Origin of the sequence: Cerasibacillus sp. (genome assembly GCF_036516575.1) — a bacterium.
In the GTDB taxonomy this organism is placed as follows: Bacteria; Bacillota; Bacilli; order Bacillales; family Amphibacillaceae; genus Cerasibacillus.
The window spans coordinates 110,798-133,740 of record NZ_DATBTY010000040.1; the positions used below are offsets into that span (position 1 = coordinate 110,798).

A 22,943-nucleotide genomic window follows, 5' to 3' on the forward strand; every position below is an offset into this window, starting at 1 on the left:
ATGTTTATATACATGACAAGATTCTTCTTACTTTTCGCATATCATGTGCTAGAGTGAATAGACAAATGATAGAAGGGTAAGGAGATGAGTCGATGACTAGAAAGAAGAAGCTTACATTTAAAATAAATCAAAAGCAAGGCTTTTCACCTAAAAAACAAAACATCCGTAAATCGAGACCAAGTCCATCTTTTAACAAAAGAAGACAAGCATTCCAATTGAAAAAAAACGTTATGATTGCAACTGGGTCGGCTCTCGTTATTGGCACATTATTAGGTATTGTGATGTTAAAAATGTTCGCAACAGTGGACGAATCCTCTGCCTATCAATCAACACAGGTCAGGCAAACAGCGGCACCACAACAGGCTAATCATAAAAAACAACCAGATAAAAATAACAAAACGCAGTCATTATCTGACATGCAAGCATTTGTTATTCAAGCGGGTATGTTTTCGGAGCGTGCTAATGCAGAAGCGATGCTTTCTCAGTTTCAAGCAAAAGGTACGGATGGTGTGATTTGGCAACGGGACGATCACTACTATCTCTTTATTGATATATCCAGTGACAAAACGGGCGCTAAAAAGATGGTTGAGTCATATAAAAAGGAAAATCTTGAGACATTTGTTAAACAATGGGCAACTTCTGAAGTCAGTCATTCATTAACCGAAGTAGAACAAGAATGGTTAACTTCCTTTCAAACGACTTGGAGTGATTCTGTTCGTGCTTATACAGAAAACAAAGAGATTGACTCCGAGCGTTGGGAACAACTGTATAACAAAACGAATGAAACGAAAAAAATGCAAGATCTTTTTGCTACCACAAAATCACACTTGTCTGATATAACGAAGCAGCCAGCTGTTTTTTTATTAAATATGTGGCTTGCTTATGAAGCGTTCATCCTTTCATTTGAAGATGATACATTATCTTAATTAAATTTAATCGAGTATGTTAGATTTGCAATTTTATCAGTGGAAAAGTACAAAATGCCCTGTCTAGATACGTTAAAAATAGATTTTCGCTATTTGAATTTCCCTTTCCTATTGACTATGCTTTGAAATAGGAAAGGAGGTTAATAAGTGGATATACCTAATATTATGATTCGGGATGTACCTAAAGCGGAACGTCCTCGCGAAAGATTATTAAGTGATGGGGCCCATAATTTATCGAATCAAGAACTGTTAGCTATTTTATTAGGAAGTGGAACAAAGCAAGAATCCGTCATGTCTTTAGCTAATCGTGTCCTCATTCATTTTGAAGGCTTGAAATTATTACGAGAAGCTGCCATTGAGGAGTTAACGGCGATTAAGGGAATTGGTCAAGCGAAAGGTGTCATTATTTTAGCAGCGATCGAATTAGGAAAACGCATGAACCATTACCGTCCGAATGAAAGATATGTCATTCGTTCACCTGAAGATGGCGCTGATTATTTGATGGAAGAGTTACGTACATTGAATCAGGAGCATTTTGTTGCTTTGTTTTTGAATACGAAAAATCAAATCATTCATCGCCAAACAATTTTTATAGGAAGTCTCAACGCATCGATTGTTCACCCAAGAGAAGTCTTTCGTGAAGCTGTTAAACGGTCAGCAGCATCCATTATAGTCGCCCATAATCACCCATCTGGCGTGCGCCTGGACAGTGTATCAATTTAGTGATGAACTTTCATCGAAACGCGCTTACAATGTTTGTGGTCAGCATCTTACCTTCAAGGGAAACTTGTGAAGGGACAAAAGCATGATGTGAAAAGGGGAAGAGACGATAAAGCTATCACGTCGAGTCCGTTCCTCAGACCAAGTGATGTATGGTAAAAGCTAAACTGCCTGAATCCTAGACAGATGTACGATGGGTGCGTCATAACCTACGATAGCTAATAGGTTATGAGGATAAACGAAAGGTATATCACCAGAATATCTTTTGTGTAAGCTTTATCCTACAATCTTCTGAATGAAGAAAATGTCGAAAGGGATACCTAACCATCACATATCTAAATTGATATCATATGCAGGGATTGCCTAAGTGTCTTATCATATGGCAACGGAGTTTTTATAGTACCCGACGTTTGCTCGTAATGAGTTTAGCATGGGGAAGAAAAACAGGTTGATAAGAGGTCTGACAATGTTTAAAAATGAGCATCATATAAAATTATCTGACTCAGTTATATGGCTTAAGGCATGCAAAGCACTACAAAGAAACGATAGATCAATATTTACACCATCTGCCTTTCCGAATCCCTACACGGCTTTACGGTCGATAAGAAAAGACTTTAAAAAAATGACTTGGTTTATGAAAGGAAATATTCTCATCTCACCAGCTCTTTTAAGAGAGAACTCACAATATCTGAAAGAACATCAGAAAAACCATTCAGTGAATCATCCTCATTGTAAACAACTAATTATCAATTTTTACTTAGCTCCATTTGACCAATTTATGAATCGTTTCATAACAAGGGATAATCGAATTAAATACGTTCGTTATGGAACAGAGTTTGTAATAGGGATGCAGAGCTCCAAGCAAAAGGCAAGGATTTTTTACGAATCGAGTCAAATGTTTATTAAACACAAGTTTGCGAACATTCCACATACCCTTTCCTTCGCCCACTTAGAGAAATCATTTCAATTTTACAAGTATACAATTAGACTGATAAAGAATCCGCACAAACAAATTCGTTTAGAAATTCCGAGATGTGAATTAGATAAGTTTGCTAGCGTAAAACAGTATGGTCAACTCAGGACATTTACTAGCACACACCGTACGAAAATCCTTCATTACTCTGAAATAGATATAATGCGCACTTACAATCGTGAACTACTAGCGATAGCTAAGTATTACCGTCTAGCAGATAACTTCTCTGATTTAGGAAAACTATTTTATCTTGCTGAGAGTAGTTTTCTTAAAACAATTGCTAATAAAAGGCGGAGTACAGTAAAAAAAGTTGGGAGACGTTTACGTAAACATAATCAAGGTGTCTTAAGCTTAAGGTATTTTCAACCAGATGGAATTAGACAGTATTCCACATTTATTAGGTTAAAAGATATTCGTTATTTAAATAAAAGGTAAGGCCTAAATCTATCAACTGGCGAGCCGTATATGCTGAAAAGTGTACGTACGGTTCTGAGGGGGAGTATTGAATCCAACATTAATTGTTAGCGCAATAACTCTACCCTACGATCCAACACCTTCTCAAGAAGATATCCATGTGACAAGGCGACTCGTTGAATCAGGTAAAATTGTTGGCATTGAACTTCTAGACCATTTAATAATCGGAGACCGTAAATTTGTCTCATTAAAAGAGAAAGGCTACTTATAGCACTATCAATTTTTGTTGTTTTTTCGTATAATTAAATAGACAGATTTTAATAGCGCCACTTTCCACGTTATGAAATTGGCGCTTCTTAGATTTTTTAAATAACGATTTTGTAAAATCTAATCGTTCATGTTAATAGAATAAGCGATACAGTTGTGTTGAATATGGAGAGGGAGATTGGATTGGGTTTATTTAACTTTTCACAAGATGTTGCGATTGATTTAGGTACAGCGAATACACTCGTATTTATTAAAGGAAAGGGAATCGTTGTACGTGAACCTTCCGTTATCGCTAAAAATATTGAAACCGGTGCAATAGAAGCAGTCGGTAATGATGCCAAGCATATGATTGGAAGGACACCGGGAACAATTACAGTTATTCGCCCAATGAAAGAAGGTGTGATTGCGGATTTCGAAACGACAGCTTTAATGTTAAAATATTATTTAAAGAAGGCTATGCGCAAACGATCTAGTTTTGCTGGGAAGCCGAATGTAATGGTCTGTGTTCCATCCGGTATTACAATGGTAGAAGAACGTGCAGTTATTGATGCAGCTAAACAAGCAGGTGCTAAAGATGCTTTTCCTATTGCAGAGCCTTTTGCAGCGGCAGTAGGTGCGGGTTTACCTGTATGGGAACCAACAGGAAGTATGATTGTTGATATTGGTGGTGGGACAACAGAAGTTGCTGTAATTTCATTGGGGGGTATTGTTACGAGCCGTTCAATCCGTGTTGCAGGAAATAACATGGATCAAGCGATTATTCAGCATATTCGCCAAACGTATAGTCTAATGATTGGCGAAAGTTCAGCCGAATCATTAAAACTATCCATCGGCTCCGCACAAAAAACAGATGAAAATGAAGCCGTTGAAGTCCGTGGTCGTGATCTATTAACAGGTTTGCCGAAGACAATTTCAATTACGACTAATGAGATTACTGATGCATTAAAAGAAACCATCGATGCAATTATCGATGCTGTTAAAGTGACACTTGAGAGGACGCCACCTGAATTAGCAGCAGATATTATGAATCGCGGTATCGTATTATCTGGTGGAGGCTCTTTATTAAAAAATATTGATCGTGTCATAAGTGATGAGACAAAAATACCCGTATTTGCAACTGAAGATCCGTTAGATAGTGTTGCTAATGGAACAGGGAAATCTTTAGATTACATTCAACATTTTCGTTCGCAGCCGAGTGTATCCTCTCATCCAACCCTAGAATAAGTAGGTGTTCGTTTTGCATTTTTTACGTAAAAAAAGATTATTTATCATTTTAATAGGTATGATTATTCTTGTCGTATTAATCGGTTACTCATTAAGTAATCGTGGGAATTTGTCGAAACCCGAGAAAATGATTCATGATACTGTTGGCTGGTTCCAAAGTATCGTTCATAAACCGATTAATTATATGAGTAATGTCGTAAGTAATATTGGTGAGATGAAAAACATGTATGAAGAGAACCAACTGCTAAAGGAGAAGTTGGCTGAATATAAAAGACTTATTTATGATGTACAACAATTAAAAGTAGAAAATGAAGAGTTAAGAAAATTAGTTGATAAACCTGATTCAATCAGGGATTATCGTGCCATCCAAGCGACGGTCATAGCCCGTTCGCCAGAAAGATGGCTTGAACAAGTAACGATTGATCAAGGTGAAAAAGCGGGGGTAAAACGTAATATGGCAGTGATAACACCAGATGGAATGATTGGTAAGATTTCCGCTACATCTGACCATACAGCCACCGTTCAACTATTAACAGGTTTTGATCAATTTAATCGTATATCAGCTACTGTTTCACGTAAAAACAAAAAAGGTATTTTTGGATTAATTGAAGAGTATGATGAGAAAACCGAGTCTTTAATCTTTCGGATTATCGATGAATCAGATAAAGATTTAAAGAAAGGTGAACTTGTTGTTTCATCTGGATTGGGTGGTGTTTTCCCAGCTGGACTTCCGATTGGTACGGTAACAGAAGTTGGTCTAGATCAATACGGTTTAACGCGCACAGCACATGTGAAACCTGCAGCGAATATGCATGAAATAAACAATGTGATTGTAGTCGATCGAAACTTGCCAATGCCTGAAGAAGAAAAAAAGGCTAAAAAGAAGGAGGATAAGGAATGATACGCTTTTATATTCCTCTCATCCTCTTTTCTTTCATGGTATTAGAAGGTGTATCATTAAAGTTATTACCGAATCGACTCGTACATGCTGATTTTATCCTTATTCCGCATTGGGTTTTTATTTTTCTGATTTGTGTTGTGATATTCTTTGAAAGAGAAGAAGAGTATGCTTCTATTTACTATGCTGTTATATTTGGGCTTATGATTGACATTGTCTATACTGATATACTTGGGGTGTATATGTTTACATATGCGATAACAATTTATATGATAAAAGGGATATCCCGATTGCTACAAGATAATTTATTATCAGCTATTATATTCAGTGTAGTGGGTATAGTGATGATGGAAGTGATCATTCAGTTGATTTATATTGTCATCGGTGTGATACAAATTCAATGGAAAGATTATGTATCGCTACGCCTATTACCTACCATCATGGCAAATATTGTATTTCTATTGATTATCTATCCATTTGTAGCAAAATGGTTATCTAACTGGAAAGTCAGAATAGAAAAAGAAACGGTATCATAAATGGAACACTGGCAGATGTATTCTGTTGGGTGAGGTGACTATATGAAACTAGAACAGAAGAAACAGTTGATTACAATAAAAGGGACAGAAGAAGGACTAACTATTTTCATGGATGACTTATGTTCCTTCGATGAATTGGTTGTTGAATTAGAAGAGAAGATAACGACAGTAAAGCCGAAACAAGGAGAACCGGTTATTTCTGTTAAGGTACAACTTGGAAACCGCTATTTATCTCATGAACATACAGAAGAAATAAGAAACATTATCGAAAAAGGTGATTATTTTACGGTCGAAATGTTTGATTCTGCAGTCATTCATAAGGAAGAAATGGAGAAATGGCAAGAAAATCAAGATATAAAAGTGTATCGACGTGTCGTAAGGTCTGGACAAGTATTACAAGTTAAAGGTGACGTGTTATTGATCGGGGATGTTAACCCTGGTGGGAAAGTTGTTTCAACAGGTGATGTGTATGTTTTAGGGCGGTTAAATGGTGTAGCACATGCAGGGGTTAAAGGAAATAAACATGCAATCATTGCTGCTTCTTATATGAAGCCAACACAATTACGCATCGCCAATTATATTAGCCGGGCACCTGATTATGAGTCAGACGGTGTTTATATGGAATGTGGATTTATTGACTCTGAGCAAGATAAAATTATGATTGATCGTCTGCAACAGTTGACACGACAGCGTAGGGACTTGAAGGAACTTGAAAGGAGAATGCAAAATGGGTGAAGCAATCGTTGTAACATCCGGAAAAGGTGGAGTTGGTAAGACAACAACCTCGGCAAATATCGGTACAGCTTTAGCTTTAATGGACAAAAAAGTTTGCTTAATTGATACAGATATTGGATTAAGAAACCTTGATGTTATTATGGGATTGGAAAATCGAATTATTTTTGATATTGTTGATGTCATCGAAGGGCGATGTAAGTTAAACCAAGCACTTGTAAAAGATAAACGATTTGATGACTTAACGCTATTACCAGCATCTCAAACAAGCGATAAATCAGCGATTACTGAGTCGGGGATGGTTCAAATTGTCAATGAATTAAAACAGACATATGACTATATCATTATTGACTGTCCTGCAGGAATCGAACAAGGTTTTAAAAACGCGGTTGCTGGTGCAGACAAAGCAATAGTTGTTACAACACCTGAAATGTCTAGTGTACGTGATGCTGATCGTATTATCGGATTGTTGGAACAAGAAGACATTGAACCTCCTCATCTTGTTATTAATCGTATCCGTAATCATATGATGAAAAATGGTGACATGCTTGATATCGATGAAATTGTACAAATTTTATCAATCGATCTAATCGGTATTGTATTAGATGACGACGAAGTGATCAAAGCGTCAAATAATGGCGAGCCGATTGCCTTACAATCAAAACCGAAGTCAGCGATTGCTTATCGAAACATTGCCAGAAGAATTCTCGGTGAGAGTGTACCCTTACAATCATTAGATGAAGAAAAAGGCTTATTTCAAAAAATGAAACATTTTTTCGGCATGGGGTCATAAAACATTTTGTTGGATAAAGAACAGGTTGTTGTTCTTTATCCTTTTTTAATGCTTTCACAATCATAACTTGTATTCTGCCTCATACATATATACAAACTGTAATAAAGGATTGTGAGGCAGATGAATAGAGATATTAGAAATGTTCGCAAGGCGATTAATAAGCGAAAAAGTCTACGGAAACCAGCTACAGTAACTAGTGAGAAAGAAGTGTGGAAAGAAATAGACCCATTCCCTCAGGAAGATGAAAAGCATGGCTTTTATAAAATGTTTCCAGATGTAACGAAGAGAACGCAAAAAGAAGGAACGTCAGCACCCTTTGTAATTAAAGGTGTGTTATCAATTGTTCTGTTTTTTGGTGCAGCATTTATTTTACAATCCGAATCGAATCGCTTCTTAACGATGAAAGAATGGACAAGGTCTGTTTTACAAGATGAGTTTCCTTTTGCAAAAGTGAATCAATGGTACCAAGAAACATTTGGCAATCCTTTCTTGTTTTCTTACGAGAAAGCAATAACAGATCAGGCCGATGTTGCCTTGCCGGTCAGTGGGAATATCAAGGAATCATTTGCAACTAATGGAAAGGGTGTATTAATTGCGCCTGAACATGAGGAAACGGTAGCTGCATTAAAAGCTGGTGTGATTATATTTGCTGGTAATGACCGTTCAACAGATAAAACAGTCGTTATCCAACATGCTGATGGGAGCCATACGACTTATGGATTTTTAAGTTCGTTAGACGTCCATCTCTATCAATCCGTGCAAGAGAAAGAAAGGATAGGTACATTTACACCATCAAAAGAGAGTGAGCATGTGTATTTTTCAGTTGAAAAAAATAATCGCTATCTTGATCCATTACAGGTGATTCATATTGATGAAGAGAGATAAGCAATATCCTACTATTTACGTTCATCCCTTTCTATTCTTATTAATTGGTATTTCCTTTGTGACCGGAACGTTTATTTCGTTGTTTATTATCTTAAGCATTGTCGTGATTCATGAATTAGGTCATGTTATCATGGCTATGTTCTTCAAATGGCGTGTACGTCGAATCATGTTTTGGATATTTGGTGGTGTTATGGAAACGGATGAGCATGGGACAAGACCCTTGCATGAAGAATTATTAGTGACACTAGCAGGCCCATTTCAGCATGTCTTTATTTATATCCTATATTATGTTTTATATGGCCTAGCTTTGTTACCGGATTCTATTTTAGCGATGCTTTTTTTCTATAATACAGTTATTTTAGCCTTTAATTTATTACCGATATGGCCTCTTGATGGTGGCAAACTTTTATTATTTGGTTTGGCTCTATTTTTCCCTTTTCGAAAGGCATACCACCAAGTGTTGGTATGGTCTGTTTTTGCCTGTATAATTGGATTACTTACTTTGTTAATCATTTATCCCTTACATTTAACATTGTTATTCCTTATTATTTTTTTATTACTAGAGAATATATCTGAATGGCGGGGACGATATTATGTTTTTATGCGATTTTTATTGAATCGTTATAAAAGAGATTGCACATTTAAAAAAACAAAGGCACTTATCGTTAATAATAGTGTGCGATTAATCGATATATTTCATCTGTTTCATCGTGATAAAAAACATATTGTGTACGTTATTTTTCCGGGAGATACAAAAAAGGTCCTAAATGAATCTGACTGTCTAAGGTATTATTTTCAAAAAAAGTATATTTATCAACCGATTGGTGACTTTGTCTGAAAAAAGTATTGACAAGTTTTATATAAATATGGTAACATTTATTTGTTAAACGTAGCACCAGTGCTACAACCGCTCAGAACAGGTTTGAAAACCGTGAAGGTACCTGTATGGCGAGTCTTAGTCTTAGGGAGGTGCATTTCATGTACGCAATTATTGAAACAGGTGGCAAACAAGTTAAAGTTGTTGAAGGTCAAGAAATTTATGTGGAAAAAGTTTCTGCTGATGTAGATGAAACAGTTACTTTTGATAAAGTATTGTTTGTAGGTGGCGATGATGTAAAGGTTGGTTCTCCGTATGTTGAAGGAGCAACTGTTACAGCAAAAGTTGAAAAACAAGGTCGCCAAAAGAAAATCAGAGTTTTCAAATACAAGGCAAAGAAAAACTACAAACGTACACAAGGTCATCGTCAACCTTATACTAAACTAGTAGTTGAAAAGATTAGTCTATAAGGTATTAATGACAGTAAAGGATTATTTCCATGATTAACGTTTATGTTTTTCGAAAACAAAATGCTATCACAGCTTTTGAACTGTCTGGACATGCAGAAAGTGGACCATACGGACATGATTTAGTATGTGCTGCGGTTTCTGCTGTATCATTTGGTGCAGTAAATGCTGTGAGTGAATTATGTCAAATAGATCTTGATATAGACCAAGGTGAAGAAGGAGGCTACCTTCGTGTTGCATTGCCTTCCCATCTTGAACAATCAACGAAGGAAAAGGCAATGCTCTTACTAGAGGGTATGGTCGTTTCCCTTGAAACAATCGAACGTGATTACGGTGAATTTATTAAGATACATTACAAATGAGGAGGTGCTGGTTATGTTGCGTTTAGATTTACAATTCTTCGCTACTAAAAAAGGAGTCGGAAGCTCACGTAACGGTCGTGACTCTAAAGCAAAACGTTTAGGCTCTAAACGTGGAGACGGTCAATTTGTTACTGGTGGTTCGATTCTTTACCGTCAACGTGGAACAAAGATCTACCCTGGAGAGAACGTAGGACGTGGGGGAGATGACACTTTGTTTGCTAAAGTTGATGGTGTCGTACGTTTTGAGCGTTACGGACGTGATCGTAAAAAAGTTAGTGTATACCCAGTAGCCATTGAAGCTTAATGTATTAATAAAACCCTAGCCTAATGTTCAGGCTAGGGTTTTTTAATGTTAGGGTATCGTTATACAACATTATTTGTTATAATTTTCTTCAAGTGGTAAGGGAGTGACAGTATGGAACAAAAAATCATTCAGTTCATCCAATATCGACGACATGAGTTAATGAATCAGCTACAAATGATACAGGGATATATCCAATTGAAAAAATTAGATTTAGCAATTGACAAAATTGGGGAAGTCGTTGAAGATTATGAACAGGAACGCCGTTTGTTTTATTTACGTATTCCTAAATTTACATGGTGGTTATTTACCTTACCATTAGAGGAAAACTGGTATCCATTAACATATGAAATAAGTAACTTTTCCCAAACGATTGAACATCTTGATGAAACAATACTTTTGAAAAGTCAGGAGATTATCGGAAAATTATTAACATGTATACACCATACACAAGTTTCTGAAGGCAAGATAAATTTAATCGAAGACGGGGAAGATATGATAATACATGTCGATTTACATGGAGATTTTTCCTTGCTTAAAGAGCGTCATTTTGATATGCAGGAAGTGTCGTATACGGTAAAAAAAGACAAGATGACAGCAATCTATTCGGTTGCATTACATAAAAAGGTGTGAAAATTATGTTTGTTGATCAAGTGAGTATATATGTTAAAGCTGGTGATGGTGGAAACGGTATTGTCGCATTTCGAAGAGAAAAATACGTCCCTATGGGGGGACCAGCAGGCGGTGATGGCGGTAGAGGTGGCGATGTTGTTTTTCAAGTTGATGAAGGCTTAAATACATTAATGGACTTTAGGTATAATCGCCATTTTAAAGCGAAACGTGGTGAAAATGGTATGAGCAAAAACAAGCATGGTAAAGATGCTGAACCACTAATCGTTCCCGTTCCACCGGGAACAACAGTGCTTGATGAAGAAACAAATGAACCGATTGCTGATTTAACAGAACATGGGCAAAAAGCCGTGATTGCTCGTGGCGGACGTGGTGGACGCGGGAATGTTAAATTTGCTTCACCACGTGATCCAGCGCCGAATATTGCTGAAAATGGTGAACCTGGTGAGGAATTACAAGTAAAAGTCGAGTTAAAAGTTATAGCGGATGTTGGTTTAGTTGGATTTCCAAGTGTGGGGAAGTCGACATTGCTATCGGTTGTTAGTGCTGCCAAGCCTAAAATAGCTGATTATCATTTTACAACATTAGCGCCTAATCTAGGTGTTGTTGAAACAAAAGATCATCGTACATTTGTCATGGCTGATTTGCCGGGCTTAATTGAGGGAGCGCATGAAGGCGTAGGGTTAGGCCATCAATTTCTTCGTCATGTTGAAAGAACTCGTGTCCTTATTCACGTCATCGATATGTCTGGACTTGAAGGAAGAGATCCATTTGCAGACTATAAGCAAATCAATGCCGAGTTAAAAGCCTATGATGAAACATTAATAGAGCGTCCACAAATCATCGCGGCGAATAAAATGGATATGCCAGGTGCAGAGGACAACTTAGCCGTATTTAAAGAGCAAATAGGTGATGATGTACCAATTTACCCAATCTCAGGTATGACGCGTAAAGGGGTAAATGAATTGTTATATGCTACAGCAGACCTGCTTGAGCGTATTCCAAAACAAAAACCGATTGAGGAGAGTTCGGAAGAAAAAGTTATTTACCGCCATAAAGAAAAAGAAACACCGTTTGAAGTGACAAGAGATGTTGATGGTGCACTTCTTGTGACAGGTGATAAAATTGAACGCCTGTTCAAAATGACTGATTTTACAAGAGAAGAAGCGGTTCGTCGCTTTGCACGGCAAATGCGAACGATGGGGGTTGACAGCGCATTAAGAGAAAAAGGTGCTACAGATGGTGACACCGTCCGTATATTAGGCTATGAATTTGAATTTATTGATTAAGATTAATGGGGGGAGTGTGTGTGAATAATAAAGAGGAGAAGTTTTTTTTAGTTAGACATGATGTCTTACCAGAAGCAATGTTAAAGACCATTGAAGTAAAAGAATTATTAGAACGTGGAAAAGCAAAAACGATATATGAAGCAGTCCAGCAAGTTGAACTGTCGAGAAGTGCATTTTATAAATATAAAGATGCCGTCTTTCCATTTCATGCCATGGTAAAGGAGAGAATGCTCACCTTGTTTTTCCATTTAGAAGATCGATCAGGAACATTATCTAAACTTCTTCGCATCGTAGCTAATGCAAGGTGTAATGTGCTTACGATTCACCAAACGATTCCAACTTTAGGAAAAGCCAACGTTACATTGACACTTGATATTTCACAGATTAACCAAAATATAGAAACGTTAATTCATGATTTAAAACAGATGGAGTTTGTCGAACGTGTTGATATTCTTAGTTCCGAAGCATAAACATTTCTTAATACTGCATTTAAAGGAGGTTGGGACAAAAAAGAAGTTGTCTTTGGCAAGTAGACAGATGAAATAATAAAAATTAACTTTTTCGGCTTTAGCTCTGTATTTCAGAGAGCTAAGGCCGTTTTCTCTTTCTCAACACCTTTCATCAGATTTATTAATTGCTTTTGTAAGATATCCGGAAATGTTAATTAAAGTTAGTTCGCATTGAAGTGTTCAATTGTATGTAAGTCAGTGATGTAAGTTGAACTTGGCTCGCGTTGAAGCGCTCAACGGTATACAAGTCATGAATCTTAGCTGAAGTTACTTCGCATTAAAGTCTTTAAAGGTATACAAATACTGTCTTTCATTCCAGCGAACCAAATATTATGTTGTCCCAGCCTTTTGATTTTACAGAAATGAAATGAATTAGTTCAACATTATGTCTACTCTTGCATATGTTGATATAGAGTGAAACGCCCAGCTTTTTATGAAAAAAGAAAGGAGTTTAGATTAACTTGAAAATTCATATTGTGCAAAAAGGCGACACGCTATGGGAAATAGCCAAAAAGTATGGGGTTGATTTTGAACAATTAAAGGCAATGAATACTCACTTAGCTAGTCCAGATATGATTATGCCAGGAATGAAAATAAAAATTCCTGGTGTTGAAAAAACAGTCCCGAAAGAAATGGTGCAAAAAAAGGCTGAAGAAATAAAACATCCGTACGAAGACTTTGTTGTGTCTGAACAACCAGTAAAAAAGGAAAAAGCTAAAGTAAAAATGGAAGCTCCGAAAGAGATGGTTAAAAAGGAAGAAAAAATGCCGATGATGGAGCCAATTATGCCTGCAATGCCTGCAATGCCTGAATTACCAGAAATGCCATTGATGCAAATGCCGACAATGCAGCAAATGCCAATGATGGAACAGAATCAATATACGACAATTCAATTTCCGGAAATGAAGATGATGAAGAAAGAGAAGCCAACAAAGAAAAAGAAAAAAGTATATGAAAAAAAGCCAAGCGAATACCAGGCACATCATATGCTCCCATTTATTCCTTGTATCCCAGTATGTCATATGCCATTACATCCACATTGGCATCATGAACAACAGATGCCAATGTGCCCTAAGTGTATGCATCATGAACATCCAATACAAGTGTGCCCTAAATGTATGCATCATGACGGTTTTCATCACATGAAATCTCACATGCATCCTCCAGTTCATCATAGTATGGGACCGATGCATTATCCGGCTTATCACGGGATGGAGTCACATATGGACCATTATCGTCATGAATCAAATGAGCGACCTACTCATCAGGTGTATGACGATTTTAACAAACAAGATCACGGTTACTCTCCGCCTCATTTTGAAATGCCATTTGATGCACCACAATCTCCGATGTTCGATGATGAAAAAAAATAAAGAAGACATGCGAGAGACGACGATTAATCGTCTCTTTTTTTGTTTAAATGATGTATAGTAGGTTAATCTTTGCTAAACTAAGGTAGATGTAACATATGATATGTATATACTTTTTAGAGGAGCGAAGATGTATGGAAGAAAAAGTAACAGCTATTGTCACATGGCTCCGTGAACAAGTCGAACAGTCAAATACGAAGGGCCTTATTGTTGGTGTAAGTGGTGGTTTAGATTCAGCAGTTGTTGCATTTTTAATAAAAAAAGCCTTTCCCAATCATTCGATTAGTGTCATTATGCCGATTAAAAGTAACCCTGAGGAAATGACTCATGCGAAACAAGTGAATGTAGCATGTGGTATAAAAGAATTAACAATTGATTTAACTACGATTCATGAAGCAATGTTTAATCAAATTAATGATGAACTTAACGAGGATGTTAATGATGCCAATCAACGCTTAGCGGATGCCAATTTACGAGCAAGACTACGAATGAGTACACTCTATACTGTCGCGACGAATTATAATTATTTGGTCGTTGGTACAGATAATAAAGCAGAGTGGTATACAGGTTATTTCACGAAATATGGTGATGGCGGTGTTGATTTATTACCAATTATCGATTTAACGAAGGCTGAAGTACGTGAAATGGCTGCCTATTTAGGTGTACCAAAGGAAGTTATTGAAAAAGAACCGAGTGCAGATTTATGGGAAGGCCAAACAGACGAAAAAGAGATGGGGACTACTTATGATATGATTGATGCTTATTTAAATGGTGAACCTATTCCGGAAGAACATCAGAAAATAATAAAAGCGATGCATAAACGCACAGAACATAAACGTCATACACCAACACCATTTCAATTCACCGAATAATACCATGTGTAAAAAACCCTCCTTTATTCAAAATAAGGAATAAGGAGGTTTTTTATATGCGTCAATTAATGATATTATTAATCGTGTTAAGTTGTGCTGCCTGTTCATCTCCAAATCAACATGAAAATGCTGTGAAAAACAATAATACCCAGCCGATTCATTTTGAAACAAAAGAACAACAAAAAGGGCGACTCGGTGTCCGTGAAAAATCCATTGGGGAACAAGGTGGCTATCCACAAAGTTATCGTAATTTTAATAAAGGCCCAGATAAAGGACCATATACAGACATTTTCACAAACGATGAATCGGCTAAACTTGAAGAGCATCTTAGAACGTTTAAGGAAGTAAAACAGGCTCAAGTTGCTTCTACAGAAGACCGTATTGTCATTGGCGTTATATTAAGCAATCGCTTTCAAGAGGACCCGAACATAGCAACTGATATAAAGCGGTCAGTTGAAGAGATGTTTCCTAACAAAACAATTATCGTGTATACGGACCATATTCACTGGGACCGGATGCGTGAACTTCGCTCTAAGAACATTGATAACCCTGAAACGCTTTTTGACAATTGGTTTGGTGATTAAAATATATTTCACCTTTAACTCTGTCTCATCATTTGCTATATTATAGTATAGGACTTTTATTTTTACGATTAGAGATAATGTTTTGGTGATAGAGAGGAGTTAGGCCAATGGCAGGTCATTCAAAGTGGAATAATATTAAACGACGTAAAGGTGCACAAGACGCTAAGAGAGGTAAAATCTTTATGCGTCATGCTAAAAATATTTATGTAGCAGCGAAAGAAGGTGGCGGCGATCCAGAGATGAATCCGGCATTAAGAACTGCCATTGATAAAGCACGAGCGGATAATATGCCGAATGATAATATTGAACGTGCAATCAAAAAAGCTACCGGCACATTGGATGGCGTTAGTTATGAAGAAGTAACTTATGAAGGTTATGGGCCAGGTGGTGTAGCTGTTATTGTGCATGTTCTCACTGATAATCGAAATCGAACAGCCGCTGAAATTCGCCATGCCTTTAGTAAAAATGGTGGTAATTTAGGGGAAACGGGTAGTGTGTCGTTCATGTTTGATCGGAAAGGATACATTGTTATTGCTAACGAAACTGGGGTCGATGAAGAAGAACTGACCTTAGAAGCAATTGAAGCAGGAGCAGATGATATTCTTACCCAAAACAATGTATTTGAAATATTAACATTGCCTGAACAATTCAAAGAGGTAAGGAATCACTTAACTGAAAAAGGATTTAACTTGGAAGAAGCAGAAATAACCTTGCTACCACAAACATATACTGAAATCGCCGTAGATGCTGAAGAAAAAATGCATGATTTAATCGAAATGCTTGAAGATAGTGAAGATGTTCAAGATATTTACCATAATATGCAGTCTAATGATTAACATGAAAAACTTCCATTCTTAAGGGTGGAAGTTTTTCATCGTAATCACCATTTTGTTTAATATAATAAAAAATATGATAAGGCATTAAAGGAGAATGGTACATGATTGCCTATATAAAAGGTATGTTAATGGAAATTTTAGATGAATCAATGATTATCGAGGTCAATGGACTAGGCTATGAAGTCATTTGTCCGAACCCCTTTAAATTCCAATCATCCTTAAATAAAGAAGTTAAAGTCTATACATATCATCATGTACGAGAAGATGCACAATTATTGTACGGGTTCCAAACACAAGATGAAAAACAATTGTTTATGCAACTCATTTCCGTTTCAGGGATTGGACCAAAAGGAGCCATTGGGATCATGGCGAATATTGACATCCCACAATTTGTAGCAGCAATTGAACGGGAAGATGCTAAATATTTAACAAGTTTTCCAGGTGTTGGAAAGAAAACATCACGGCAAATTATTTTAGATTTAAAAGGAAAATTAACAACGCTGTTCTCACTGTCAACGCCTGATATATCTAAAGATGCTACTGCTGATCTCTCACAAGACCAATATGGTGAAGCAAAAGCGGCATTATCTGCCCTTGGTTATTCGGACAAAGAGATTAATCATGTCTTTCCTCATATTCAAAAGGAAAATATTCAAGAAACGGATGCTATTATTCGAAAAGCACTCACATTATTTGCAAAAAAATAAATAGGGGGTCATCGAGATGGAAGAACGGATGGTTGATGGAGAATTACTAGAAGAAGATACAACCATAGAATTGAGTTTACGCCCAAGTCGATTAGACCAATATATTGGACAAGATAAGGTGAAAGAGAACCTTCGCATTTTTATACAGGCAGCAAAGATGCGCAACGAACCGCTTGATCATGTTCTCTTATATGGCCCACCTGGACTCGGAAAAACGACTCTAGCAGCTATTATTGCCAATGAGATGGGGGTTCAATTTCGTTCAACGTCTGGTCCAGCTATAGAACGCGCTGGGGATTTAGCAGCTATCTTATCATCTTTAGAGCCTGGCGATGTGTTATTTATTGATGAGGTTCACCGATTACCACGTTCAGTTGAAGAAATTCTCTATCCAGCGATGGAAGACTTCTTTTTAGATATTGTTATCGGAACTGGACCAAGTGCAAGGTCAGTACGAATTGATTTACCTCCCTTTACTTTAGTGGGAGCGACGACAAGAGCAGGACTGTTATCTGCACCATTACGAGATCGCTTTGGTATCTTAAGTCGACTCGAATTTTATAATGAAGAGTCACTATGTGAAATTGTCAAACGGACAGCTGATATTTTTGAAACATCAATCCAGGATGAGGCGGCACTTGAAGTAGCACGACGCTCACGCGGAACACCGAGAATAGCGAACCGTTTATTAAAACGAATACGTGATATCTCTCAAGTGAGAGGTGAGACTGAAATAAGTTTAAACGTCACACATTTAGCACTAAATATGTTGCAAGTTGATGATGCAGGACTTGATCATATCGACCATAAATTACTAAAAGGTATTATTGTCGATTTCAAAGGTGGTCCAGTCGGTTTAGACACAATTGCGGCGACCATTGGAGAAGAACCAGAAACAATTGAAGATGTCTATGAACCTTATTTATTGCAAATGGGATTTATCCAGCGAACACCGAGAGGGCGAGTTGCTACGCCAAAAGCATATCTTCATTTCGGTATGAAAGTGAATGATGAATCATGAATATGGGTAAAATGTTGATTATACTGGGAACGGTATTAATCATCATTGGTATGATTTGGACATTCATTGGTAAGCTCCCTGGTGATTTTACCTTTAAAAAAGGAAATGTAACCTTTCATTTCCCACTTATGACATCGATTGTTGTCAGTGTTATCTTATCATTGCTTTTTTTACTTATAAATAAATTTCGTTAAGACCTGAAAAGGAGAAACACTATGAATGTCAATGAATTCGATTTTTATTTACCAGAAGAATTAATCGCTCAGACACCTCTAAAAGAAAGAACAGATTCACGATTATTAGTTTTGGACAAGGAAACAAAAGAAATACGTCATCGAAAATTTCCAGCCATAAAAGACTATGTACAACCTGGAGATTGCCTTGTTTTAAATAATACACAAGTTCTTCCTGCACGCTTATTTGGTGTAAAAGAGGATACGGGGGCCAAGATTGAAGTCCTACTATTACATGTGCTTGAGAATGATACATGGGAAACACTTGTCAAACCAGCGAAAAAAGTGAAATTAGGAACTGTACTTTCATTTGGTAACGGGCTTAAAGCAACTTGTACGGATATATTAGAACAGGGTGGCCGTCAGTTGACATTTTCTTATGATGGGATTTTCTATGAAATATTAGATGAACTCGGTAAAATGCCATTACCACCGTATATTAAAGCGCAATTATCGGAAAATGAACGTTATCAAACCGTTTATGCAAAAGAAAAAGGCTCTGCAGCAGCCCCAACAGCAGGGCTCCATTTTACAAATGATTTATTAGACGAGATAAAAGCATTAGGTGTTAACATTGCAACAGTTACATTACATGTTGGGCTAGGAACATTTCGCCCAGTGAATGTAGAAAAGATAGAGAGTCATCATATGCATTCGGAATATTATCAAATGTCAAAAGAAACGGCTCATACATTAAATCAAGTGAAAGCAAATGGTGGTAGAATTATTGCAGTTGGGACGACATCTACAAGAACGCTAGAAACAATCGTTAATAAATACGGAACCTTTACTGAATCTTCTGGATGGACCGACATATTTATTTATCCACCCTATGAATGGAAAGCGATTAACGGTCTACTAACAAATTTTCATTTGCCGAAGTCAACATTAATCATGTTGGTCAGTGCTTTAGCAGGAAGAGAAGCTGTATTGAATGCTTATGAACAGGCTGTATTAGAGCGTTACCGTTTTTTTAGTTTTGGTGACGCCATGCTAATTATTTAGGAGGGAAGTTGATGGGACCAATTAAATATGAATTGATTAAAACATGTAAACAAACCGGTGCCCGCTTGGGTCGTGTAACAACACCTCATGGTTCCTTTGAAACACCGATCTTTATGCCAGTGGGAACACTAGCTACAGTTAAGACGATGAGCCCGGAAGACTTGAAGTCGATGGATGCTCATATTATTTTATCTAATACATATCATCTATGGTTACGGCCAGGAGAAGATATTATTGAAGAAGCTGGCGGGTTACATCGCTTTATGAATTGGGATGGATCTATTTTGACTGATTCAGGGGGCTTTCAAGTGTTTAGTTTAAGTGACATGCGTGTCATCGAAGAAGAGGGTGTTCATTTTCGTAATCATTTAAATGGAGAAAAGCTCTTTTTGTCACCGGAAAAGGCAACACAGATTCAAAATATCCTAGGATCAGATATAATGATGGCATTTGATGAATGTCCACCATACCCTGCTTCTTATGATTATATGAAATCATCTGTTGAAAGAACCTCGCGTTGGGCAGAAAGATGTCTAGAAGCACATACACGGAAAGACAAACAAGGGTTATTTGGAATTGTCCAAGGAGGAGAGTTTGAAGACCTTCGCAAGCAAAGTGCACGTGATCTTATATCACTAGACTTTCCAGGTTATGCGATTGGTGGCTTGTCAGTTGGTGAACCGAAAGATGTGATGAACCGTGTGTTGGAATTTACAACACCTGAATTACCAGCTAATAAGCCGCGTTATCTCATGGGGGTCGGCTCACCAGATTCATTGATTGACGCCTCGATTCGTGGTGTCGATATGTTTGATTGTGTATTACCGACGCGAATCGCTCGTAATGGAACATGTATGACATCAACTGGTCGTTTAGTTGTTCGCAATGCTAAATATGCACGGGATTTTCGTCCTATAGATGAAAATTGTGATTGTCATGTCTGTCAAAACTATTCGCGTGCTTATATTAGACATTTAATTAAATGTAATGAAACGTTTGGATTTCGACTTACTACTTATCATAACTTGTATTTTCTGTTAAACTTAATGAAGCAGGTTCGAGAAGCTATAAAAGAAGATCGCTTAGGTGATTTTAGAGAGGCATTCTTTGAACAATATGGTTTAAACAAACCAAATGCAAAAAACTTTTAAAATAAGTATATGCGAAAGGAGGGGATAAAATGGAAGGATTAGGAGCACTTGGACCATTGATTCCCATAATATTAATGTTTGTTATCTTTTATTTCATGTTAATTCGCCCACAAAAGAAGCGACAACAACAAGTTCAACAGATGCAAGCAGACCTTCAAAAAGGGGATAAAATTATCACCATTGGTGGACTTCACGGTGTAATTCATGCGATGGATGAGAATACAATTGTTATTCAAGCTGAAGACGGTACAAAACTTACATATGACCGTGGAGCAGTTCGTGAAGTCTTAAATCAAGAGTGAGTAAATGAAAGGGAAGTTGCTTAACGACTTCCCTTTTAACAACCTTTCGATTAACCATCTACCGTTAGATTAACCCCAATAACGCCGCCAAACATTGCAGCAAATATATAGCCGATATGGAAGAGAAACTGTTCAAAAGAAAATCCCTGTTTATACCCAAGATACTGGATAAGAAAGATTACCAATGTCATACTACCACCTGTTATCATACCTGTCATCCAACCTTTTGACTTCCCTTTCATACCAGCGACAAGTCCTCCTGAGAAAAAGGCAAATAATCCCACGACTAAAGTGACCCATGAAAGAGTAGGATCATTTAATTCGGTAAAACGTAGTAAAAAAGCCAAGATGAAACTTGTCACAAGGATGATACTTAAAATGATGATCCACCCGTAAAATAAACTGCTTACTTGTTGGCGCAACATACTCCCCCCTCGTCATGATTGTCCATCTATCGTTAGTTTATTCAAATATCCCCTTGTTTAGACCAATTTAAAACCAACGATTAATAAACGGAAGTTGTGTTAATTCGTCTCTTGTAATAAATCTTAAGACGAATAATAGTAAGACATAGATGACTCCAAGGATTAAACAATGAGTGATTAATAATCCGATGTCAATTGAGATTGCTTGATTATATATAAACCGCCCAATCAACCAAGTGATTCCAAGAAGCGCAATCATTTTGATTAAATCATAAAAAGGGATATGAAATTGAATTGCCTTTTTTAATGTAAAAAGATGTAATAAAGTGACTAAAACAACCCCAACACACATAGCAATAGCGACTCCCATAATGCCAAATTGTTGATTAGACGCTAGCAAGAATAAAATAATAAACTTCATTAGATTCCCAAATAAACTATTCCACATCGCTGGTTTAGCTAAATCTAAGGCCTGTAATGCTGCCTGTAGAGGGGATTGAATATAAAGCAATATAAAAAAGGGTGCCATCAAGATGATAAAGGGACTGGCATTAGCTGTACCATAAATAATGGTTAAAATCTCTTTAGAATATAACGAAAGGATAATTGTTGCAATTGCACCAGATGCAAAAGAAATACGGATTGCCTGATGAATCCGATAATGAATAAGTGCGTGATGTGATCTGGCATCAGCTTCTGATATAGATGGCACAAGAGCAACCGCTAATGAATTTGTAATAAAAGTTGGTAAAAGTAAAAGTGGCAGAACATAACCAGCTAATTCTCCATATTGTTTAGTAGCAAGTGCTGTCGTAATACCCGCAATCGCTAGACTCTGGGAAACGATAATCGGTTCGAAGAAATAAGAAATGGAACCAATCATACGACTCCCAGTAGTTGGTAAAGCAATCGAGAATAACTCTTGTAATGCTTGTCTACTAGAACGTAATGTGTTAAAGAAGTTTGTTCTTATTTTTACTGACTTTTCCTGTCTGAATTGGTAAACCATGTATAATAGCGATATGAATTCGCCTAAGATCACACTGAACATCGCGCCTGCAGCAGCAAACTCAATACCATAGGGAAGAAGTAGTTTAACAAAGAGATAGACACAAGATATGCGGATGATTTGTTCAATAACCATGGCAATGCTTTGTGGTTTCATATTTTGTTTACCTTGAAAGTAACCTCTGATTACAGCGGCGATAGCGATGATTGGAACAATTGGACTAATCGCTATTAGTGGATAGAAAGTTCGTTCATCCGTTAATAATGTCGTCGCAATAAATGATCCACCTAGAATCATAACTGTCGTAAAGATGATACTAGAAATAGAAGTAATCACTAATGAAACGACAAGAATTTGTTTTACCTTTTCCTTATTTTGCTGTGCTTCAGCTTCTGCAACACGTTTTGAAATGGCTATTGGTAGTCCCATTTGCGTCATAGCAATGATGAGAAACAATGTAGGTAATGCCATCATGAACAAACCGACCCCTTCTTCGCCGATTAATCGAGCCAGAACAAGTCGATTAACAAATCCTAACAGACGCGTAATCATGCCAGCACATATTAAAATTAATGTCCCTTTTAAAAAAGTTTGTTTAGACAACTTGGCTAACCTGCCTTCTCAAAAATAAAGTTTTCATATACAATGATATATATGCTATAAAGTAGGACAGACATGACAAGAT

Annotated in this window: 28 protein-coding genes, 1 pseudogene and 1 other annotated feature; of the genes and pseudogenes, 27 read left to right on the forward strand and 2 right to left on the reverse strand. The window is 37.0% G+C overall.

All coding sequences use genetic code 11. The annotated features are described in order from the left end of the window. The first annotated feature begins 92 nt into the window (after positions 1-92). The 27 genes and pseudogenes from VIG73_RS07835 to yajC all read left to right on the forward strand — a co-directional run bounded on the left by VIG73_RS07835 (position 93) and on the right by yajC (position 20,824). Positions 93-926, forward strand: a complete 834-nt coding sequence (locus VIG73_RS07835; RefSeq protein WP_331640695.1) for an SPOR domain-containing protein — start codon at positions 93-95, stop codon at positions 924-926. A gap of 165 nt (positions 927-1,091) precedes the next feature. Beyond that, entirely contained in the window at positions 1,092-1,649 is a 558-nt protein-coding gene (radC, locus tag VIG73_RS07840) for a RadC family protein (protein WP_414648388.1), read from the forward strand. Positions 1,650-2,112: 463 nt separating this feature from the next. After that, positions 2,113-3,054, forward strand: coding sequence for a group II intron reverse transcriptase/maturase (locus tag VIG73_RS07845; protein ID WP_331640699.1), 942 nt, complete (start codon positions 2,113-2,115; stop codon positions 3,052-3,054). A gap of 109 nt (positions 3,055-3,163) precedes the next feature. Continuing rightward, positions 3,164-3,304: pseudogene (locus VIG73_RS07850) on the forward strand (JAB domain-containing protein); the annotation flags it as partial. A gap of 179 nt (positions 3,305-3,483) precedes the next feature. Next, positions 3,484-4,524: a rod shape-determining protein gene (locus VIG73_RS07855; protein ID WP_331640701.1), complete on the forward strand. Its 1,041-nt coding sequence runs from the start codon at positions 3,484-3,486 to the stop codon at positions 4,522-4,524. 13 nt (positions 4,525-4,537) lie between these two features. After that, positions 4,538-5,425 carry a rod shape-determining protein MreC gene (gene mreC, locus VIG73_RS07860; protein WP_331640703.1) on the forward strand — a complete coding sequence of 296 codons (888 nt, stop codon included), beginning with the start codon at positions 4,538-4,540 and terminating at the stop codon, positions 5,423-5,425. Next, positions 5,422-5,958, forward strand: a complete 537-nt coding sequence (gene mreD, locus VIG73_RS07865; protein WP_331640705.1) for a rod shape-determining protein MreD — start codon at positions 5,422-5,424, stop codon at positions 5,956-5,958. Before mreC ends, mreD begins: the two co-directional genes overlap by 4 nt. A gap of 42 nt (positions 5,959-6,000) precedes the next feature. Beyond that, positions 6,001-6,693 carry a septum site-determining protein MinC gene (gene minC, locus VIG73_RS07870; RefSeq protein ID WP_331640707.1) on the forward strand — a complete coding sequence of 231 codons (693 nt, stop codon included), beginning with the start codon at positions 6,001-6,003 and terminating at the stop codon, positions 6,691-6,693. Then, a complete protein-coding gene (minD, locus tag VIG73_RS07875) occupies positions 6,686-7,483 on the forward strand; it encodes a septum site-determining protein MinD (RefSeq protein WP_331640709.1) in 798 nt (265 codons plus the stop codon). The genes minC and minD overlap by 8 nt, the downstream gene beginning before the upstream one ends. 120 nt (positions 7,484-7,603) lie before the next feature. Beyond that, on the forward strand, positions 7,604-8,368 hold the full coding sequence (locus VIG73_RS07880; RefSeq protein ID WP_331640711.1) for a M23 family metallopeptidase: 765 nt from the start codon (positions 7,604-7,606) through the stop codon (positions 8,366-8,368). Continuing rightward, a complete protein-coding gene (locus tag VIG73_RS07885; RefSeq protein WP_331640713.1) occupies positions 8,355-9,206 on the forward strand; it encodes a site-2 protease family protein in 852 nt (283 codons plus the stop codon). Before VIG73_RS07880 ends, VIG73_RS07885 begins: the two co-directional genes overlap by 14 nt. 57 nt (positions 9,207-9,263) lie before the next feature. Further along, positions 9,264-9,334: a sequence feature (ribosomal protein L21 leader region), on the forward strand. A 12-nt stretch (positions 9,335-9,346) separates the two neighbouring features. After that, complete coding sequence (rplU, locus tag VIG73_RS07890; protein WP_331640715.1) at positions 9,347-9,655, forward strand: 50S ribosomal protein L21; 309 nt, start codon at positions 9,347-9,349, stop codon at positions 9,653-9,655. Between the two features lie 29 nt (positions 9,656-9,684). After that, positions 9,685-10,014, forward strand: a complete 330-nt coding sequence (locus VIG73_RS07895; RefSeq protein WP_331640717.1) for a ribosomal-processing cysteine protease Prp — start codon at positions 9,685-9,687, stop codon at positions 10,012-10,014. A 13-nt stretch (positions 10,015-10,027) separates the two neighbouring features. Continuing rightward, positions 10,028-10,318, forward strand: coding sequence for a 50S ribosomal protein L27 (gene rpmA, locus VIG73_RS07900; protein ID WP_331640719.1), 291 nt, complete (start codon positions 10,028-10,030; stop codon positions 10,316-10,318). Between the two features lie 111 nt (positions 10,319-10,429). Beyond that, positions 10,430-10,948: a Spo0B domain-containing protein gene (locus tag VIG73_RS07905; RefSeq protein WP_331640721.1), complete on the forward strand. Its 519-nt coding sequence runs from the start codon at positions 10,430-10,432 to the stop codon at positions 10,946-10,948. Positions 10,949-10,953: 5 nt separating this feature from the next. Then, positions 10,954-12,234, forward strand: coding sequence for a GTPase ObgE (obgE, locus tag VIG73_RS07910; protein ID WP_331640723.1), 1,281 nt, complete (start codon positions 10,954-10,956; stop codon positions 12,232-12,234). Between the two features lie 5 nt (positions 12,235-12,239). Continuing rightward, positions 12,240-12,704: an ACT domain-containing protein gene (locus VIG73_RS07915; RefSeq protein ID WP_331640725.1), complete on the forward strand. Its 465-nt coding sequence runs from the start codon at positions 12,240-12,242 to the stop codon at positions 12,702-12,704. 500 nt (positions 12,705-13,204) lie between these two features. Then, the gene (gene safA, locus VIG73_RS07920; RefSeq protein ID WP_331640727.1) at positions 13,205-14,116 is read left to right on the forward strand and encodes a SafA/ExsA family spore coat assembly protein; all 912 of its coding nucleotides are present in this window, start codon (positions 13,205-13,207) and stop codon (positions 14,114-14,116) included. Between the two features lie 131 nt (positions 14,117-14,247). Continuing rightward, a complete protein-coding gene (gene nadE / locus VIG73_RS07925) occupies positions 14,248-14,985 on the forward strand; it encodes an NAD(+) synthase (RefSeq protein ID WP_331640729.1) in 738 nt (245 codons plus the stop codon). A gap of 56 nt (positions 14,986-15,041) precedes the next feature. Continuing rightward, the gene (locus VIG73_RS07930; protein ID WP_331640731.1) at positions 15,042-15,569 is read left to right on the forward strand and encodes a YhcN/YlaJ family sporulation lipoprotein; all 528 of its coding nucleotides are present in this window, start codon (positions 15,042-15,044) and stop codon (positions 15,567-15,569) included. Positions 15,570-15,676: 107 nt separating this feature from the next. After that, entirely contained in the window at positions 15,677-16,405 is a 729-nt protein-coding gene (locus VIG73_RS07935; protein ID WP_331640733.1) for a YebC/PmpR family DNA-binding transcriptional regulator, read from the forward strand. Between the two features lie 101 nt (positions 16,406-16,506). Continuing rightward, positions 16,507-17,112, forward strand: coding sequence for a Holliday junction branch migration protein RuvA (gene ruvA, locus VIG73_RS07940; protein WP_331640735.1), 606 nt, complete (start codon positions 16,507-16,509; stop codon positions 17,110-17,112). 16 nt (positions 17,113-17,128) lie between these two features. Then, entirely contained in the window at positions 17,129-18,133 is a 1,005-nt protein-coding gene (ruvB, locus tag VIG73_RS07945) for a Holliday junction branch migration DNA helicase RuvB (protein ID WP_331640738.1), read from the forward strand. Positions 18,134-18,135: 2 nt separating this feature from the next. Next, the gene (locus tag VIG73_RS07950; protein ID WP_331640740.1) at positions 18,136-18,327 is read left to right on the forward strand and encodes a DUF2905 domain-containing protein; all 192 of its coding nucleotides are present in this window, start codon (positions 18,136-18,138) and stop codon (positions 18,325-18,327) included. Positions 18,328-18,348: 21 nt separating this feature from the next. Beyond that, entirely contained in the window at positions 18,349-19,371 is a 1,023-nt protein-coding gene (gene queA, locus VIG73_RS07955; RefSeq protein ID WP_331640742.1) for a tRNA preQ1(34) S-adenosylmethionine ribosyltransferase-isomerase QueA, read from the forward strand. An 11-nt stretch (positions 19,372-19,382) separates the two neighbouring features. Beyond that, positions 19,383-20,522, forward strand: coding sequence for a tRNA guanosine(34) transglycosylase Tgt (tgt, locus tag VIG73_RS07960; protein WP_331640744.1), 1,140 nt, complete (start codon positions 19,383-19,385; stop codon positions 20,520-20,522). Between the two features lie 29 nt (positions 20,523-20,551). Continuing rightward, positions 20,552-20,824: a preprotein translocase subunit YajC gene (yajC, locus tag VIG73_RS07965; protein WP_331640746.1), complete on the forward strand. Its 273-nt coding sequence runs from the start codon at positions 20,552-20,554 to the stop codon at positions 20,822-20,824. 50 nt (positions 20,825-20,874) lie between these two features. Here yajC and VIG73_RS07970 read toward each other — a convergent pair whose 3' ends face one another. Together VIG73_RS07970 and spoVB are read right to left on the reverse strand one after the other, a co-directional pair. Beyond that, positions 20,875-21,249: a TIGR04086 family membrane protein gene (locus VIG73_RS07970; protein WP_331640748.1), complete on the reverse strand. Its 375-nt coding sequence runs from the start codon at positions 21,247-21,249 to the stop codon at positions 20,875-20,877. Positions 21,250-21,316: 67 nt separating this feature from the next. After that, positions 21,317-22,861: a stage V sporulation protein B gene (gene spoVB, locus VIG73_RS07975; RefSeq protein ID WP_331640749.1), complete on the reverse strand. Its 1,545-nt coding sequence runs from the start codon at positions 22,859-22,861 to the stop codon at positions 21,317-21,319. Between the last annotated feature and the right edge of the window lie 82 nt (positions 22,862-22,943).